Origin of the sequence: Bradyrhizobium elkanii WSM2783 (genome assembly GCF_000472865.1) — a bacterium.
GTDB lineage: Bacteria > Pseudomonadota > Alphaproteobacteria > Rhizobiales > Xanthobacteraceae > Bradyrhizobium > Bradyrhizobium elkanii_A.
This window is the reverse complement of sequence record NZ_AXAP01000017.1, coordinates 65,557-82,761: the sequence shown is the minus strand read 5'-3', so window position 1 is coordinate 82,761 and position 17,205 is coordinate 65,557. Positions and strand designations below refer to the sequence as shown.

At 63.8% G+C, this 17,205-nt stretch carries 15 protein-coding genes; 9 read left to right on the top strand and 6 right to left on the bottom strand.

Annotation, left to right across the window (positions count from 1 at the left end; translation table 11 throughout):
* Nucleotides 1–89: 89 nt before the first annotated feature.
* The gene (locus YY7_RS0117380; RefSeq protein WP_028164365.1) at nucleotides 90–944 is read right to left on the bottom strand and encodes a VOC family protein; all 855 of its coding nucleotides are present in this window, start codon (nucleotides 942–944) and stop codon (nucleotides 90–92) included.
* A gap of 113 nt (nucleotides 945–1,057) precedes the next feature.
* On the opposite strand from YY7_RS0117380, the gene YY7_RS0117375 reads away from it, so the two are divergent.
* A complete protein-coding gene (locus YY7_RS0117375; RefSeq protein WP_028164364.1) occupies nucleotides 1,058–2,359 on the top strand; it encodes an NAD(P)/FAD-dependent oxidoreductase in 1,302 nt (433 codons plus the stop codon).
* Between the two features lie 296 nt (nucleotides 2,360–2,655).
* The gene (locus YY7_RS0117370) at nucleotides 2,656–3,243 is read left to right on the top strand and encodes a phasin family protein (protein WP_028164363.1); all 588 of its coding nucleotides are present in this window, start codon (nucleotides 2,656–2,658) and stop codon (nucleotides 3,241–3,243) included.
* Nucleotides 3,244–3,325: 82 nt separating this feature from the next.
* Here YY7_RS0117370 and YY7_RS0117365 read toward each other — a convergent pair whose 3' ends face one another.
* Genes YY7_RS0117365 through YY7_RS0117350 form a run of 4 tightly spaced genes read right to left on the bottom strand, consistent with a single transcriptional unit; the run spans nucleotide 3,326 to nucleotide 8,398 of the window.
* Nucleotides 3,326–4,951 (bottom strand): ABC transporter ATP-binding protein, encoded by a 1,626-nt coding sequence (locus tag YY7_RS0117365; protein WP_028164362.1) that lies wholly within the window; start codon nucleotides 4,949–4,951, stop codon nucleotides 3,326–3,328.
* Nucleotides 4,948–5,778, bottom strand: coding sequence for an ABC transporter permease (locus YY7_RS0117360; protein ID WP_028164361.1), 831 nt, complete (start codon nucleotides 5,776–5,778; stop codon nucleotides 4,948–4,950). The genes YY7_RS0117365 and YY7_RS0117360 overlap by 4 nt, the downstream gene beginning before the upstream one ends.
* A 1-nt stretch (nucleotide 5,779) precedes the next feature.
* A complete protein-coding gene (locus YY7_RS0117355) occupies nucleotides 5,780–6,757 on the bottom strand; it encodes an ABC transporter permease (protein ID WP_028164360.1) in 978 nt (325 codons plus the stop codon).
* A gap of 24 nt (nucleotides 6,758–6,781) precedes the next feature.
* Nucleotides 6,782–8,398 carry an ABC transporter substrate-binding protein gene (locus tag YY7_RS0117350; RefSeq protein ID WP_028164359.1) on the bottom strand — a complete coding sequence of 539 codons (1,617 nt, stop codon included), beginning with the start codon at nucleotides 8,396–8,398 and terminating at the stop codon, nucleotides 6,782–6,784.
* Between the two features lie 437 nt (nucleotides 8,399–8,835).
* Here YY7_RS0117350 and YY7_RS0117345 point away from each other — a divergent pair, with 437 nt between their 5' ends.
* Nucleotides 8,836–9,135: an HU family DNA-binding protein gene (locus tag YY7_RS0117345; protein WP_028164358.1), complete on the top strand. Its 300-nt coding sequence runs from the start codon at nucleotides 8,836–8,838 to the stop codon at nucleotides 9,133–9,135.
* A gap of 392 nt (nucleotides 9,136–9,527) precedes the next feature.
* Here YY7_RS0117345 and YY7_RS0117340 read toward each other — a convergent pair whose 3' ends face one another.
* Nucleotides 9,528–10,505 carry an ABC transporter substrate-binding protein gene (locus YY7_RS0117340; RefSeq protein ID WP_028164357.1) on the bottom strand — a complete coding sequence of 326 codons (978 nt, stop codon included), beginning with the start codon at nucleotides 10,503–10,505 and terminating at the stop codon, nucleotides 9,528–9,530.
* 473 nt (nucleotides 10,506–10,978) lie between these two features.
* On the opposite strand from YY7_RS0117340, the gene YY7_RS0117335 reads away from it, so the two are divergent.
* From YY7_RS0117335 to YY7_RS0117310, 6 genes are read left to right on the top strand one after another with little or no spacing between them, the layout of a single operon-like run.
* The gene (locus YY7_RS0117335) at nucleotides 10,979–12,079 is read left to right on the top strand and encodes an ABC transporter substrate-binding protein (protein WP_028164356.1); all 1,101 of its coding nucleotides are present in this window, start codon (nucleotides 10,979–10,981) and stop codon (nucleotides 12,077–12,079) included.
* The gene (locus YY7_RS0117330) at nucleotides 12,057–13,088 is read left to right on the top strand and encodes an ABC transporter permease (RefSeq protein ID WP_028164355.1); all 1,032 of its coding nucleotides are present in this window, start codon (nucleotides 12,057–12,059) and stop codon (nucleotides 13,086–13,088) included. Before YY7_RS0117335 ends, YY7_RS0117330 begins: the two co-directional genes overlap by 23 nt.
* The gene (locus YY7_RS0117325) at nucleotides 13,082–13,879 is read left to right on the top strand and encodes an ABC transporter ATP-binding protein (RefSeq protein WP_028164354.1); all 798 of its coding nucleotides are present in this window, start codon (nucleotides 13,082–13,084) and stop codon (nucleotides 13,877–13,879) included. Before YY7_RS0117330 ends, YY7_RS0117325 begins: the two co-directional genes overlap by 7 nt.
* Nucleotides 13,873–15,045 (top strand): acyl-CoA dehydrogenase family protein, encoded by a 1,173-nt coding sequence (locus YY7_RS0117320; RefSeq protein WP_028164353.1) that lies wholly within the window; start codon nucleotides 13,873–13,875, stop codon nucleotides 15,043–15,045. Before YY7_RS0117325 ends, YY7_RS0117320 begins: the two co-directional genes overlap by 7 nt.
* A 29-nt stretch (nucleotides 15,046–15,074) precedes the next feature.
* Nucleotides 15,075–16,175, top strand: a complete 1,101-nt coding sequence (locus tag YY7_RS0117315) for an LLM class flavin-dependent oxidoreductase (protein ID WP_028164352.1) — start codon at nucleotides 15,075–15,077, stop codon at nucleotides 16,173–16,175.
* Nucleotides 16,172–17,113: an ABC transporter substrate-binding protein gene (locus YY7_RS0117310; protein ID WP_028164351.1), complete on the top strand. Its 942-nt coding sequence runs from the start codon at nucleotides 16,172–16,174 to the stop codon at nucleotides 17,111–17,113. Before YY7_RS0117315 ends, YY7_RS0117310 begins: the two co-directional genes overlap by 4 nt.
* The last annotated feature ends 92 nt before the right edge of the window (nucleotides 17,114–17,205 follow it).

The window sequence follows — 17,205 nt, the reverse complement described above, 5'->3', positions numbered from 1 at the left end:
TTGGGAGAGATACTAGCGTCTGCGCGGGCTCTGCCTAGTCCTAATGTGCGCGACAATACACTGCAATTGTCGCGCGAGTGGTTGGTCGATTATGCCTTGACGAAAGCAAGCAACGTGCCGTTGCCCGCGGCCGGCGGTACGCAGATCGCGCCCGCACTGTGTACGCCGATCGGGCCCAGTGCCTTCTCCGCTGCACTAACATCGGCCGCGATCACCAGGCCGGCGCCGCCGCGTTCGGGCAGCGCGGCCAGCGAGACGCCGGGATAGCGTTTGCCGAGTTGGTCCTTTGTCGCGAACACGAAGTCCGCGCGGTCCGAGCCCGAGGGAACAGTGACGGCGCCATCGGCTTCGTTCCTTGTTGCGACATCGATCATCTCGGACAGATGCGCAGCGTCCTTGGCCGGCTCTGATGTCACGATCAGCACCTGCCTCAGGCGTTTCGCGCCGTTGGCATGCGTCATCAATTCGGGGATCCACACCGTCTCGCGGGTCTTGTGCTGACAGGCGAAGATGCGCACGCCGCCCGGCGCCTCCGCGGTCGGCCATTGGAAGGTGCGGAATTTGGCCGCCGACAGCGTGCCATCAGGCATCGTCACCGGCCGCTCGAAATCGGTCGGGCCGATCGGCGCGTAGCCACGCGCGCGAATCTCCTCGGCGCCCGCAGCCGAATCGACCGCGGTGAATGCAATGCGCTCGATGCCTTCGCCGCGCTGCTCCAGGAATGCCCGCGCCGGCGCATTGTGCTCGGTCGGGGTGAGCACGCCGAGCAGCTCGATATAGTCGGGGTCGAGCATGATGGTGTAGTTGCCGGATCCCATATGCGCGCTATGGGTGCCGCGCGGCGAAACGCTGAAGCCGAGATGCTTCCAGTTGTCGGCAGCCCGGTCGAGATCCTTCACCATGATCACGGCGTGATCGATTCCGATGACGTTCTTGAGTGACACTCTGTTGTTTCCCCGGCATGGATAGATGGCGTACTACACTAAACAGATCGATCCGGCGCCCGCAAGCCGACGTTCCCATTGGCCGCCGAGCAACGATCCTGAAGAGATTGATGATGGAAAGAACAGATGTCCGCTGGCCCGATTTCCTATGGGCGGCAGTGACGCCCGCGGGGCCTGATCTGCCCGAATTGACCGGCGCCCGGCAGGCCGACGTGGTCGTGATCGGTGGCGGTTTCACGGGGCTGTCGACCGCGCTGCATTTGCGCGAGGCCGGCGTGGACGTGGCTGTCGTCGAGGCGATGGAGCCGGGCTGGGGCGCCTCGGGGCGCAACAACGGCCAGGTGATCCCGACCTTGTCGCGGCCCGATCCGGAGGACATCGTCGCCAAGCATCGCGCAGCTGGCGAGCGCTTTGTCGGCTTGCTGCGCGACAGCGCCTCGACGCTGTTCGACGTCGCCAGGCGATACGATATCCAGGCCGAGCAGGAGCAGGCCGGCTGGGTGCAGCCGGTGCATTCGCCCGGCCGCATCAAGATCGCCGAGCGGCGGGTGCGGCAATGGTCGAAATTCGGCGCGCCGGTCGAATTGCTGTCACGCGATCAGGTCCGCGACATGCTGGGCTCGGATGCGTGGTACGGCGGCTTCTGGAACAGAAGCGGCGGCCACATCAATCCGCTGGCGTTGGCGCGAGGGCTCACACGCGTTGTGGTCGATCTCGGCGGCCGCGTCTATGTCCGCTCGCCGGTGGAGAGTTTCGAGCGGCGGAATGACCGCTGGGTTGTGAAAACGGCCAAGGGCGAGATCTCGGGCCGAGCCCTGGTGGTCGCCACTAACGCCTATAGCGGAGAGATCGTGAAATCGCTGGTGCCGGAGATCGCGACCGAGGTGATGCCGGTGCTGTCCTGGCAGATGGCGACGCAGCCATTGTCGGACAACGTTCGCAAGTCCATCATCCCTGGACGGCAGGCGATGTCGGACACTCATGGAGAGCTCTATTTCGCGCGTTACGACGCGCGCAACAGGCTCGTCACCGGCGGCGCCGTGATCGGCCCGGGCGACAAGGCCGCGCGATTGAAGGCGAGGGTGGCCGAGCGGTTGCAGCGCCTGTGGCCACAGATCGGCGAAGTCTCCTTCGACCATGTCTGGAACGGCTATGTCGGCATGACCACCGATTTCCTGCCGCGCTTTCACCAGCTCGGCCCCGACGCCTATGGCTGGACCGGTTGCAACGGCCGCGCGGTGGCGCTGACGATTGCGATTGGCGCCGAGTTTGCAAAGGCGGTGCAAGGCGTAGCGATGAAAGACTTGGCGCTGCCGTTCACCGACGCGCGGCCGATTGCTGCGCATGGACTGCTGCGAAAGCTCGCGCCCTTGATGCTATTGGTCTACCGCCGCCGCGACGCGCGGGAGATCTAGTGCAGGGGAACGCTGTGCCGAGCGCGATATCCGTCAGGAGAGCATTCCTGACCTAACTCGGATATCATCCAATGTACGCCCCGGCTTGATGAGCAGCTGGCTGCCCGAGTTCCAGGCCGCAGAAATCGAGTTTGGAGCCGGCGCCTATAGAGCATCCCAAAAGCTCAAGAAATGCCGGAACGGTTGTAAACTCACCGCGTTTGGTTGCGAAGGATTCGCCCCGCTGTTCAGCGATCCAGTCGCACGGGAATCCCGACTGCAATATCCAACTACAATCAATAACGAGGAGGCAACAGATGGCAAATCCACGTCCAGAGGATAAGTCTACTCAAGCCGCCGAGGATGCAGTTCGGCGCGTCAGCGAGAGAACTGCTGAACAGACCAGACGGATTGGAGAAACCGCGGCTGAGGCCAGTCAAGAGATGGCTCGGGCTAGCACCGATCTGCTGCGCCAAAATGCCGAGGCGGTACAGAGCGCCCTGCGGTTCGGCCTGGATATGACGACAGCGGTCATGGGCCGCTCCACCGATCAATTTGGTGGTGCACTTGGACTATCGGAGGAAGCACAACGTGCAACCGAAAGGTCGGCTCACAGCGCTGCCAGCGTCCTTCAGTCCACCACCGCAATTGCCAAAGGGATGAGCGGGATGTCGCAAGAGTATCTGGCGTTCGTCCGGCACCAAATGGAGTGCAGTATGAACCGCATGAACGAATTGTGGCGCTGCCGTACTCCTCAGGATGTGCTCGCCGTCCAAAGTGATTTCATGCGAGAAACCGTGGAGAACGCTGTGGGATGCGGCCGACGAATGGCCGACATGTCGCTCAAGGCGGCTGACGATAGCGCGAAGCGCATGGCTCAGACTATCGAACGGCGCGCCGCCTAGTCGGGCTTTCCGCCGCCTTGGCAGTCACGGACAAGAGCGGATTCCTTCAGCCGCTCTGTTCGGATTGCGGCCAAATCGAACGCTAGACGCTCACCGTCTCGTGCTCGCGCGCGAACTCGCCGCCTGGAATCGAATCCAGCAGCGCCTTTGTGTAGGGATGCTTTGGGTGGCCGAACACGTCGGCAACCAATCCCTGCTCGACGACCGCGCCATCCTTCATGACGGCGACGAGGTCGCAGATCTGCGCGGCGACGCGCAGATCGTGGGTGATGAAGATGATGGAGAGGCCGAGCCGCTGGCGCAGATCGGCCAAGAGCTTCAATACCTGCGCCTGCACGGAAACGTCGAGTGCCGAGACCGGCTCGTCCGCGACCAGCACGTCTGGCTTCAGCGCCAGTGCCCGGGCGAGCCCGATGCGCTGACGCTGGCCGCCGGAGAATTCGTGCGGGTAGCGGTCGCCGGCGGACGGATCAAGCCCAACCAGCTCGAACAGTTTCTTCGCTTCGGCAATCGCGGCGGCGCGCGGCGTGCCATGGACGATGGGTCCTTGCGCGACCAGCTCGGCGGCCTTGCGCCGCGGATTGAGCGAGGCAAAGGGGTCCTGGAACACCATCTGGATATGCCGGGTTTCGCGGCGAATTTGTTCGCGCGACAGTTTTGCCCAGTCCTTGCCATTGAGCACGATCGATCCGGTATCGGGATCGATCAGGCGCACGATGCAGCGCGCTAGGGTCGACTTGCCCGAGCCGGATTCACCGACGATGCCAAGCGTTGCGCCCTTGGGCAGATCGAGAGAGGTATCCTTGACCGCGGCCGTGACGCGCGCGCCACGTCCGAGGAAGCCGCCGGTGCGATAGGTCTTTGAGACGTTGGAAATGGTCAGGATGTTCTCGCTCGACAGCGGCCGTGGCGGCGGTGCCTTCAGCGGTGGTACGGCGGCAATGAGCTGCCTGGTGTAGGGATGCGCCGGATGGCTCAGCACCTGGTGAGCCGTGTCCTGTTCGACGATCCTGCCGTGCTGCATCACCACGACGCGATCTGCGATCGCGGCGACCACGCCGAAATCGTGCGTGATGAACAGCACCGCCGTCTTCTTGCGCTGCTGCAGGTCGCGGATCAGCTTCAATATCTGCGCCTGCGTGGTGACGTCGAGTGCGGTGGTCGGCTCGTCTGCGATCAGGAGCTTTGGGTCGAGCGCCAGCGCCATCGCGATCATGGCGCGCTGGCGCTGGCCGCCGGAAAGCTCATGCGGATAGGCCTTCGCGGCCAGCTTGGGATCGGGAATGCGGACGTCGGCGAGCAGCGCCAGCACGCGCGCGTTGATTTCGGCTTTCGACAAATCCGTGTGGATCGAGAACATCTCGCCGATCTGGTCGCCGATGGTGCGCAGCGGGTTGAGCGCGGTCATCGGCTCCTGGAAGATCATGGCGATGCCGGCGCCGCGCACCTCGCGCATCTCGGCCGTATCAGCGACGCAGAGATCGCGGCCCTCGAACAGCATCCGGCCGCTCTCGATTTTAACCTCGTTCGGCAACAGCCGCATGATGGCGTTCGCCATCATCGACTTGCCGGAGCCGGATTCGCCGACCACGCAGAGGATCTCGTTCGAGGCGATCGACAGCGAAACGTCCGACAGCGCATGGGGCCGATCGGCGCCCTCCGGAAGGCGCACGCTTAAGTTTTCGAGTGAAAGGATGGCCCCGCTCATCGGCTCTTCAGCCTCGGATTGAGCGCATCATTCAGTCCCTGGCCGACCAGCGATACCGCGAGCACGGTGACGAGAATGGCGATCCCGGGGATCGCCGAGACGTACCACTGCACGCGCAGCACGTCGCGGCCGAGCCCGATCAGATTGCCCCACGAGGCGACATTGGGATCGGATAGTCTGAGGAAAGCAAGCGCGCTCTCCAGGAGGATCGCGACCGCCATCACGACGCTGGCATAGACGATGACAGGCGGCAGGGCGTTGGGCAGGATCTCGCCGAGGATGATCTTGATGTCCCGCATCCCCAGTGTCTTGCCGGCCTGGACGAATTCGCGGTTGCGCAACGAGAGGAACTCGGCGCGGGTCAATCGCGCCGGCGCTGGCCAGGACACGACGCCGACCGCGATGGTCACAGTGGTGATCGTCGAGCCGAACACCGCGACCAGCACCAGCAGCAGCACGAAATTCGGCAGGGTCTGGAACGCCTCCGTGATCCGCATCAGGACATTGTCGACCCAGCCGCCATAATAGCCGGCAAAGGCGCCGACCAGGATTCCGATCAGGATCGCGATCGCCGTGGCGACGCCGCCGATCAAAAGCGAAATCCGCGCGCCGTAGAAGATCTGGGCGGCGATGTCGCGCCCGGAATTGTCGGTGCCGAGCAGGAAACGTGGATTGGAGAACGGCCAGACCAGCGGCCGCCCTGCGAGCGACAATGGATCGCGTGGATAGAGGAAGCCGGCGCTGATCGCCATCGCGATCACGACGAGCAGCAGGATCAGGCCGATCACCGCGGCGGGGCTGCGGAAATAGCGTTTCAGCGCGTCCATGTCAGCTATCCGCCGAGATCCGCGGATCGAGCCGCGCATAGAGGAGGTCGGTCACGAAGTTGACCACGATCACGAGCAGGGCCGAGACGAAGACGATGCCAAGCAGCGTGTTGAGGTCGCGCTGTACCACGGACTCGTAGGCCAGCCGCCCAAGGCCCGGCAGCGAGAACACGCTTTCGACGACGACCGAGCCGCCGAGCATGGTGCCGGCCTGCAGTCCGATCAGCGTCACCATCGGCAGCAGGGCATTGCGCAGCACATGCCGGGTCACGACATGGGTCTCGTCCAGGCCTTTGGCGCGGGCGGTGCGGACGAAATCGAGATTGAGCACCTCCAGCATCGAGGCGCGCATGATGCGGAGGTAAATGGCGAGGAAGATCAGCCCGAGCGTGAAGGTCGGCAACACGAGATGCCTTGCAATGTCGAGCACCCGCCAGAGGCCGGTCTGCATGGTGCCGATATCCTCGAAACCGCCCGACGGCAGCCATTGCAGGTAGACCGAGAACACCACGATCGCCATCAGGCCGAACCAGAACGACGGCGTTGCATAGAAGATCAATCCAAGTGTCGAGATCAGCGTATCCGGCCAGCGGTTGACGCCGCGCGCGGCGATCACGCCGAACACGAGGCCGAAGAAGAACGCAAAGGACAGCGACGCCGTCATCAGGAGGATGGTCGGCGGCAGCCGCTCCAGGATCACGGAGGCGACCGGCTTGCCATAGATCGAGGAGAAACCGAGATCGAGCCGGACCAGGCGCCAGAGATAGTTGGCGAGCTGCATCGGGATTGACAGGTCGAGCCCGTAGAACTGGCGCAATTCGCGCGCAGTCGCGGCGTCGCCGCCGCCCATTTGCGCCATCAGCGCGTCGACGGTGTCGCCCGGTGCCATCTGCAGCAGCAGGAAGACGCCAATCAGGATCAGGAACAGGGTCGGGATCGAGGCGGCGAGCCGCCGCCCCGCAAGGCTCAAGATGCGCATGGTCTCATCTTGACGTATTGAGGATCACGCGGAAAGCCAAAGATCGTGCCAGCTCGACGAGCCCCAGCGGGGCGTGTTGGAGTGGTTGCGGGCTTTTGCCGTGATGACTGTGACGAAGATCTGCTCGATCGGCATCCAGACCGGCAGTTCCGTATTCACTTCCTTGACGAACTCGGCATAGAGCGCCTTGCGCTTGACCGGATCGACCTCCGTGGCCGCATCGTCGATGGTCTTGTCGACTGTCTTGTTTTCCCAGTCCCATTGATTGGTCCAGGGCGCGCCCTTGGGCTGGCCGGATCGATACCAGACCGTGGTCGATACCGCGGGATCGTTGCGGTACTGGTGCCAGCCGGTGGCAAGGTCGAAGGCATGGTCGTCGTAGACCTGCTTCAGGAACCCGCCGCCGTCATTGCGCACGATCTCCACGGGGATGCCGATTTCCTGCAGCGATTGCTGGATGAAGGTCGACCACAGCGAGATGTCCTCACCCCACGGTGCGGGCAACAGCCGGAGCGAGAAGCGCGTGCCGCCGGGGCCCGGCTTGTAGCCGGCTTCATTGAGCAGCGCGACCGCCTTGGCCTTGTCGTAAGGATATTGCGGCGTGTCCGCACCCGGGTAGAAGTCGGTCGAGGTCGAGGGGATCGGGCCGGTGCCGAGCTTGGCGAAGTCACCGAGGAAGTTCTCGATGAAGAACGGCACGTTGATCGCATGCGCGATCGCGCGGCGGACGCGGATGTCGGAAAGTTCCTTGCGGCGGAAGTTGAACTCGATCGTGTTGGTGCGCGCGTTGCCCTCGTTGCCCTTGGTGGAGACGATGAAGCGCTTGTCCTTGCCAAGCCGCGCCATGTCCGAGATCGTGAGCCCGGAGAACGGGCTGTAGTGCAGTTCGCCGGCTTCCATCTGCGCCGCGGCGGCAGCGCGATCGGTGATCACCTTCCAGACGATGCGGTCGAGATAGGGCGCGTTCGGCCGCCAGTAGTCGGGATTGCGGTCGGCGATGATGTATTGCCCGCGTTCATATTTGACGAACTTGAACGGGCCGGTGCCAACCGGCGCCAGGTTGGTCGGGTTCTGGCGGATGTCGCCATTCTCGTAGAGGTGCTTGGCGGAGACGTAGCCGAGGTCGGGCAGGGCGCGCAGCAGCAGGTTGAGCGGCATCGGCCGCTCGTAGCGGAAGATCGCGGTCTGCGGATCGGGCGTGTCGACTGCGGTCAGGAACAGTTGCAGCGTCGAGCCATAGTTCAGGATCTTCTTCCACATGTTCATCGCGGTGAACGCGACGTCATCGGAGGTGAACGGCTTGCCGTCGTGCCAGGTGATGCCCTTGCGCAATTTGAAGGTGACGGTCTTGCCGTCGGGGGTGGCTTCCCAACTCTCGGCGAGCACGCCGACCGGCTTGCCGTCGGCGTCGAGGTCGACCAGGTTCTCCTGGATCTTGCCACCGATGATGTAGACGCCGGTCGAGGCCTGCAGGCTCGGATTGAGCTGGCGCTGCTCGGCGCCGTAATGGACGTTGAACACGCCGCCCTTGCGCGGCGTCTCCTGCGCAAATGCCCGCATCGGGTTGATGACGTTGGCGGCGATGGCGGCCGACGTCAGAAGCGCGGTGCGGCGGTTGATCTCGAGGCGGGTGAAATCCATACAAGGTCTCCAGAAAGTGGCGTCGGGCAGCGCGCGGCGTGGGGCCGCAGGCCGTCTTTAGCCGATGTTGTGCGGGGAGGGGAACCCCAGGTCATTTTCTCAATTGCCGCGCAATCTGAACGATCATCGTCCTGGCCCCACACCAGACCGGCGTTATCGGCTGCGGCTCAGTGAGGCGAGCTTCGGCAGGGACCGCGAATCACTGAGTGCGAATCTGCAGCGGAAAAATAGGGGTCGGCAGGGTGCCGGATGGCCCGTTCGTAGGCGTATAGAGATGCTGTCGGAGGCAATGGAGGGCCTCGACCAGCGAAAAAACCCGGGAAAAATGCAGGATTCCGGTGTATCAGCGGCGATATAGCTGTGAAGAATGCTGAAAACCCTGTTTTTTTAGCCGGTTTCCGCCATAACGTGCCGTTTCCAGAATCAATGGAGCAACCATGGCTACCCAACTGTCGAAGTCGCAACTGATCGAGAAGATCGCGACCACCACCGAACTCTCCAAGCGCGACGTCAAGAACGTGATGGATACCCTCACGGACGTCGGTCATAAGGAGCTGAAGAAGAACGGCGTGTTCCTCGTCCCCGGCTTCGCGAAGTTCGTGGTGATCAAGAAGCCCGCGACCAAGGCGCGCAAGGGCATCAACCCCTTCACCGGCGAAGAGACGGTGTTCAAGGCCAAGCCGGCCCGCAAGGTCGTCCGGGCTCGCCCGGTCAAGGCCGCCAAGGACGCGGTCTAAGGCAAAAGGCCTCCGGAAGCGGGGGCCTTTTTGCTATGAAGCGCGCCCGGCGTTCGCGTGAGGCCTGACCCTCTATCCCTCCGCAACGCGGGGTGCGGCAATCAGCGCTCGTGGGAACAAGCCATCAAAACGAAAGCCCCACGAGCAAGGCCATGCAGGCCAGGTGGCCGGCGACGATGAGCGCGAGATGAAGAGGACCGGGCATCCGACGTCTCCTCGCTTTACAACACCTCTCCCGCTTGCGGGAGAGGTCGGCGCTTAGCGCCGGGTGAGAGTTCTCTCCTCACGGATGGTCCCATCGTGGAGACACCCTCAGCCCGATGTTCTCCCGCAAGCGGGAGAGGGGGCGCAGCGTCCATCGCGGCGGCACCAACCGCCCTTTCAAGAGACAATCAATTCAGACTGGCGCCCGCGGTGAAGCTGCGATCGACGGCTTTGCCGACGTCGAGCGTCTTCGACAGGATGCCGTAGCGTGTGGCGCGGTCGGAGGCTTCCTGCACTTCCTTGACCACGTTCTCGTCGATCGCGATCGGGCTGGTCTTCTGCGCGGTATAGGCGCTCAGCAGCACGTCCTCCGGAAGTTTGGTCAGCTCGGCCGTGTTCTTCGCATAGTCGGCGAGATGATCGAGCGACCACAGCCGTGCCTTGTTCAGCCGCTGCAGCAGGTCCTGGACCGCGACGCGCTTGGTGGCGATAGCGTTATCGGAGGCGACAATGAAGGTGATCGTCGGCGTCAGGCCTTGGCCGTCGGCAACCACGCGTGCTTTGTCCTTCAGCGTCGCAAACGAAATATAGGGCTCCCACACCGCCCAGGCGTCGATCGATCCCGCAAGCAGCGCGATCTTGGCGTCGACCGGACCGAGCGGCGCGAAGGTCGCGTCCTCGAGCTTGTAGCCGGATTTCTCCAGCGTCGCGTCGATCAGGAATTGCCCCCAGCCGCCTCGCGTGCCGGCGAGACGCTTGCCCCTGAGATCAGCCGCGGTCTTGATCGGCGAATCCTCGCGCACCAGGATGGCTTGCGTCCTGGCGTCGGACCGCGTGCCGCCGATCGCCTTGATCGGCGCACCCGATGCATAGACCGACAGGAAAGAGAGGTCACCGGTATAGCCGACGTCGAGCGCGCCCGCGTTCAAGGCTTCGAGTATCGGCGCGGCCGCAGGAAATTCCGACCACTCGATCTTGTAGGGCAGATTCGTTCCGAAACCTGAGATGTCGAGCAGCGAACGGTTGCCGCCCTTCTGGTCGCCGATGCGCAACACGATTGCGTCGTCGGCCAGCGCTGCGAGAACTGAAGAAAGGGTGATTGCGGTAGCGACGAATGCAGTCGCCAGCTTGCGCGTAACGGAGTTAAAGCGAGTGAGCCTGCGCATGTCCATCTCTTTTGTGATTTCATTCGCCCATTGCGTAGAGAGCACATGAGCGTTCCATCGAGTCTATGAGCGAACCCCGCGCAGTCAACGAAACGGAAATCTGTATTGGCGCGGCTGGCGACAAAGAACGTCTCGTTGGGTTCCTCTGCGGAGAAGGCGCCACGCGCACCGTTACAAGAGGGCTAAATTCCCGCGCGATTTGCGTCAGTACGTGCGCTGCCGACGATCGCGTCACGACGAAATCGTTTCATCGTCTGCCGCTGGGATCGTGGAGATAATCCCTTTCGCGCGCGCCACATTCGAAATTCCATTTCATTGACGATGACACGATCGCACCGCATCATTTGGCGGTTGCATTGGGTGCCAATAGCGCCGGAGAAATCCGCCTTCTTACAACAATAGCTCTGGATGAGATGTGCGCGGGCTGGGCCGTTCGCGCGGACGGCGGAGCCATGACGGACATAGGGGTGAGCATGTCGATTGGAGAAAAGAAGAATAGAGTGGCGATGGATCGGCGGACGCTGCTCCGGGCCGGCGCGGCTGCGGCTTTTGCTGCGCCGATCGGAGCGTTTGGCGCACAGGCGTTTTCCGCGCGCGGCGTGGTGCCGACGATCAACTTCTCCGAATTCCCGATCTGCAAGACGGCATCCGACGCGCCGCCGCTGACCGGTGCGCCGCGCAAATTGAAGCTGTCATGGAACGCAGGCGCGGTGTGTCTTGCGCCGCTGCCGGTCGCGATCGACTACGGCTTCTTCCAGAAGCAGAACCTCGACATCGAACTCATCAACTACAGCGGCTCGACCGACCAGTTGCTGGAGGCGATTGCCACCGGCAAGAGCGATGCCGGGCTCGGCATGGCGCTGCGCTGGCTCAAGCCGCTGGAGCAAGGCTTTGACGTCAAGATCGCCGCCGGCACCCATGGCGGCTGCATGCGCGTGCTGACGCGCGTAGGCTCCGGCGTCGACAAGCTCGCCGACCTCAAGGGCAAGATCGTCGCTGTCGGCGATCTCGCCGGTCCCGACAAGAACTTCTTTTCGATCCAGCTTGCCAAGCAGGGCTTTGATCCGAACAAGGACGTCGACTGGCGCGCTTATCCCGGCAACCTTCTCAACGTCGCGGTCGAGAAGGGCGAGGTGCAGGCGTTCCTCGCCTCCGATCCGCTCGCTTATCTCTGGCTCAAGGACAGCCAGTACAAGGAAGTCGCGTCTAATCTTGACGGTGAATATCGCGACAAGACCTGCTGCATCGTCGGCCTCCGCGGCTCTCTCGTGCGTAATGAGCCGCATGTCGCGCGCGCCATCACCCAGGCGCTGCTCGATGCCGCCATGTTCACCTCGCAGAATCCGGACAAGGCCGCGAAGTCGTTCCAGCCCTATGCGCCGAAGACTGCGACGCTCGCCGATCTCGAAGCGATGGCGCGCTATCACACCCATCACCATCACCCTGTTGGCGAAGTCCTGAAGCGCGAGCTGAAAGGGTACGCCGACGATCTGAAGACCGTCTCGGTGTTCAAGCAAAGCACTGACACGGCGAAATTCGCGGAACGGATTTATGTCGACGTATTCAGTGTCTGACGCATCGGCCGCCGCGGGACAGGCCGCGGCCGGCGTCAGCCCGGGCTGGCTTGAGAAGCTGCGCAGTGGCGGCTATGGCGCCGGCCTAGCCACTGGCGCCGCGTGGCTGGCGTTCGGCGCTTCCTGCCTCTACTGGGAAGATCTTGGCGACTGGTCGCGAACGAATGGGGTTGCGATCGGCGCGTTCTTGATCGCAGCGCTTGCACTGCTTGGGACACTCGGCGCCGATTTTCTCGGTGGCGCCGGCGTGGCGCTGCGCCGGCGCGCGCCGTGGCTGGTGGCGCTCGGGTCATTTCTGACGCTCTGGGAGATTGCGACCGCAAAGTTCGGCTGGCTGCCGCTGCCGTTCTTCCCGCCGCCGCAGGCGATCGTGGAAGTCTATACCGATGATCTGCCAAAGCTGTTCAACAGCGTCATCGCATCCGTGAAGCTGCAGCTCGGTGGCTATATCATCGGCGCGGCCATCGGGTTTTTGACCGGCGTATCGATCGGCTGGTCACAGAAGGTGGGCTACTGGGTGCATCCGGTGCTGCGCTTCATCGGACCGTTGCCGGCGACCGCCTGGCTGCCGTTCGCCTTCTTCACCTTTCCCTCGAGCTGGAGCGCGAGCACCTTCCTGATCGCGCTTGCCACCGGCTTCCCGGTGACTGTCCTGACCTGGTCCGGCGTTGCGAGCGTGCCGAACGCCTACTACGACGTCGCACGGACGCTTGGCGCCAAGCCGTCCTTCCTGGTGCTGAAGGTGGCGATCCCCGCGGCGCTGCCGCATGTCTTCGTCGGCCTGTTCATGGGGCTCGGCTCCTCGTTCGCTGTCTTGGTCGTGGCCGAGATGATCGGCGTCAAGGCCGGGCTTGGCTGGTATTTGCAGTGGGCGCAGGGCTGGGCCGCCTATGCCAACATGTATGCCGCGCTGATCGTGATGTCGCTGCTCTGCTCCGGCGCGATCACGGTGCTGTTCAAGACGCGCGACCGTCTGCTGGTCTGGCAGAAAGGTGTCGTCAAATGGTAGCCGCCGCTTTGGCCGAAGCGATCACTTATCCTGCCGTCGGTGCCGAGCTCGATATCGAGCATGTCAGCCACGCTTTCGATATCGATGGCGCCGTGCTGCCCGTGCTCGAGGACGTCAGCTTGGCGATCAAGCCCGGCGAGTTCGTCGCGCTGCTCGGCCCGTCCGGCTGCGGCAAGTCCACGCTGCTGCGGCTGGTGGCCGGACTTGAGAAGCCGCGCAGCGGCGTGCTGCGTGAGGACGATATCCGCATCAACGGACCGCACCCGTCGCGCGTCGTCGTGTTCCAGGACCCGACGCTGTTTCCCTGGCGCTCGGTCTGGGACAATGTCGCGCTTGGCCTGGAGGCGCAGGGCATCCTGAAAAGCCAGCGCCAGCGTGTCGACACGGCGATCGATCTCGTCGGCCTCTCCGCGTTCAGGAAAGCCTATCCGCACCAGCTTTCCGGCGGCATGGCGCAGCGCGTCGCGCTGGCGCGTGCGCTCGTCAACGATCCGAAGGTGCTCATCCTCGACGAGCCGCTCGGCAAGCTGGATTCGTTGACGCGGATCACCATGCAGGCGGAGATCGTCTCGCTCTGGCAGCGCAAGGGCTTCACCACGCTGCTCGTCACGCATGATGCGGAGGAAGCGCTGTTCCTCGCCAACCGCGTCATCGTGCTTAGCGACCGCCCGGCGCGCGTCAAGGCCGACGTCAAAGTCGATCGGCCGTATCCGCGCCATCGCGGCGACCCCTATCTCGCCGATCTGCGCCGGCAGATTCTCGGCCTGCTCGGACTGGACGCAACATGGTGACATCTGCGGCGAAAGAGCTGACTCCGTCGGGAGCGCCGGACCATGTCGCGCGCGCCTCACAGCTCGCCGAGGTCATTGCCGGGCGGGCAGCTGCGCACGACCGCGACGCCAGCTTTCCGTTCGAGAATTTCGACGACCTCGCGAAAGCCGGTCTGCTCGCGCTGACCGTCCCGGCTGCGCTCGGCGGGGTAGGGGCGGGCGCCCGCGACACGGCGCGCATCCTTGGCATTATCGGCAAGGCCGATCCGTCGACCGCGCTGGTGCTGTCGATGCACTACATCAACCATATGGTGATGGCGCGCAGCCCGCGCTGGCCCGCGCGCCTGTCGCGCAAGCTCGCCAAGGAGACCGTCGAAGGCGTGGCGCTGATCAATGCGCTGCGTGTCGAGCCCGAACTGGGATCGCCGGCGCGCGGCGGCCTCCCGGCGACGATTGCGCGCCGCACCGAGACCGGGTGGCGGCTGAGTGGCCGCAAGATCTATTCGACCGGCGCGCCGATCCTGAAATGGTATCTGGTATGGGCCAAGACCGACGAGCCGGAAACCCGCGTCGGCCAATTCCTGGTGCCCGCGGGATTGCCCGGAACGAGGATCGAGGAGACCTGGAACCATCTCGGCCTGCGCGCCAGCGGCAGTCACGACGTGATCTTCGAGGACGTCGTGTTCCCGCTCGATTACGAGGTCGACGTGCGGAAGCCGGAGGAGTGGACCGCGCCTGATGTCACCCAGGCGACCATCCACGCCATCTTCGTGGCCGCCATCTATAGCGGTGTCGCCCGCGCCGCGCGCGACTGGCTGATCAGGTTCCTGCGCGAACGTGTTCCGGCCAATCTCGGCGGACCGCTCGCGACATTGCCACGAGCTCAGGAAATCCTCGGCGGCATCGAGGCGCGGCTTGCGGTCAATGCACGCCTGATCGACAGTTTTGCCGCCGAGTTCGATGCCGGCTTGCCGCTCAGCGCGACCGAGTCCAATATCGTCAAGCTGACGGTGACCAACAATGCCGTCGCCGTGGTGGAGGACGCGCTGTCACTGACCAGCAATCACGGCCTGTCGCGACACAATCCGCTGGAGCGGCATTTTCGCGATGTGCTGTGCGGCCGCGTCCACACCCCGCAGGATGACTCCACCCGCATCGCCGCCGGACGCCTGGCGCTGGGCATCTGAACAACAGCCAACAAGATCGGAGCTTCCCCATGTCAGTCGAGTTCATCGGCTTCATCACCAACAACAATGCGTCCGAGACCATCGTGCGCTCCGGTCCCGTGCTCAATCCGCCTTATATCGAGACGGTCGCCAAGGCGCATGAGCTTGCCGGTTTCGACCGCGCGCTGCTCGCGTTTCATTCGACGACGCCGGATGCGCTGCAGGTCGCCCAGCACGTGCTCGGCATCACCAGGACGTTGAAAGTGATGATCGCGCAGCGGCCGGGCTTCACCGCGCCGACGCTCTTGGCGCGTCAGCTCGCCACGCTCGACCAGTTCTACCCTGACCGCGTCTCGCTGCACGTCATCACTGGCGGCAATGCCACCGAACTGCGCCAGGACGGCAATACGCTCGACGACAAGGACGAGCGCTATGCGCGCACCAGCGAATTCCTCGACATCGTCCGCCTGGAATGGACCAGCGAGAAGCCGTTCGACTATCGCGGCAAGTACTACCAGGTCGAGCGGGGCTTTTCGCAAGTTAAGCCGCATCAGAAGGGCGGCATCTACACCTTCGTCGGCGGCGGCTCGGATGCCGCGGTGGAGGTCGCGGGCAAGCACGCCGACACCTTCGCGCTGTGGGGAGAATCTTATGCGCAGGTGCGCGACGTCACCGCGCGCGTGCGCGCTGCTGCCGCCAAGCACGGCCGGCCGGCGCCGCGCTTCAGCCTTTCGGTGCGGCCGATCCTCGCCGACACCGAGGAGAAGGCGTGGGCCAAGGCGCAGTCGATCCTCGAGCGCGCCACCGAATTGCAGGACCAGACCGGCTACCGCAAGCCAGCTGATGGTCATGCCACCGCGGGCGCGAAGCGGCTGCTTGCGCTTGCCGATCAAGGCGCGCGTATCGACAAGCGGCTTTGGACCGAGATTGCCAAGCTGACCGGCGCCAACAGCAACACCACGGCGCTGGTCGGCACGCCCGAGCAGGTGGCGGAGGTGTTCGCCGATTATTACGACCTCGGCGTCAGTCACTTCCTGATCCGCGGCTTCGATCCGCTGATCGATGCGATCGACTATGGCCGTGAATTGATCCCGCTGGCGCGCAAGCTGATCGCCCAGCGCAATGCGACGCGTGGGATTGCCGCCGAATGATCCGGTTTGCTCTCGCTGTTTTGCTCGCGCTCAGCGGCACGAGCATCGCGTCCGCGCAAACCACGTTGCGCGTCGGCGACCAGAAAGGCAATTCGCAGGCGGTGATGGAAGCCGCCGGCGTGCTCAAGGACGTGCCCTACAAGATCGAGTGGAAGGAGTTCGCGGCGGCCGCACCGCTGTTGGAAGCGCTCAGCGCCGGCGCGATCGACACCGGCCTCGTCGGCGATGCGCCCTTCACCTTTGCTGCTGCGGCGGGCGTGCCGCTGAAGGCGATTGCCGCCGTCCGCCAGTCGCGCGAAGGGCTGGCGATCCTGGTGCCCGAGAAATCCACAATCAAGAGTTTCGATGACCTGCGCGGCAAGAAGATTGCGACCGGCCGCGGCTCGATCGGTCACCAATTGATCCTGGCCGCGCTCGAATCCAAGGGCTGGCAGGCAAGCGACGTCCAGATCGTCTTCCTCGCGCCGTCGGACGCCAAGGTCGCCTATACGCAAGGGTCGGTCGAGGCCTGGTCGACCTGGGAGCCCTATGTCAGCCAGGAAGAGGTGCTGTTCAAGTCGCGCCGCGTAATCGCCGCCGAAGGCATCACGCCCGGCCTCGGCTTTCAGGTCGCAACGCCGAGCGCGATCAAGGACAAGCACGAGCAGTTGCAGGATTTCGTCCGTCGCCTCGCCGCGGCGCGGGCATGGTCGCAGAACAATGTCGCCGGCTATGCCGAGACCTGGGGCAAGCTGATGAACATCCCGACTTCGGTGCCGCTGAACTGGCTGGCGCGGGCCAAGATCCAGATCACGCCGATCGATGACACCGTCGTGAGCGATGAGCAGAAGACCATCGATCTCTATCACCGCTGGGGTCTGATCAAGCAGCAGCTCAATGCCGCCGAGATCGTCGACCGCTCGTTCGCGACGGCGATCGGCAAGGGCACGGGTCTGTAAGGCCGGCGTCACGCTCCCGAATGCGTGATCGGCGGAAATAATCCGCTTGGCGAGTCGAGAGCGCCGAAAGGATTTTCCACGTTTCATCCTCG